A 262-nucleotide genomic window follows, 5' to 3' on the forward strand; every position below is an offset into this window, starting at 1 on the left:
GCCCGATGGTGACAAGGTTGCGCGACATGATATCCGCCGCGACTACCCGGCCCCCGGATTGCGCTGCGGCCTGAAGCTCGGCGGCGCCGATCAGCCGCGCCAGATCTTCGACACCGATGTTGAAAGACTGCCGATAGCGGTCGAGGATCGCGGTCAGGTCGTCCTCGGACAGCCCCAGCCGCTCGGTCGGGTTCCGATCTTCGGTGCCGTGCTTGCCGGGTGCGTCGAATTGCCGGAACGGATAGCGGCGCCCCGTCAGCCG

1 protein-coding gene is annotated in these 262 nt (G+C 67.6%); it reads right to left on the minus strand.

Annotated elements, in window-relative coordinates; translation table 11 throughout:
- The coding region (locus tag JI667_RS21845; RefSeq protein ID WP_206858584.1) for a hypothetical protein at positions 1-262 on the minus strand (262 nt) is incomplete at both ends.

This window comes from Bacillus sp. NTK074B (assembly GCF_017303375.1).
In the GTDB taxonomy this organism is placed as follows: domain Bacteria; phylum Bacillota; class Bacilli; order Bacillales; family Bacillaceae_B; genus Rossellomorea.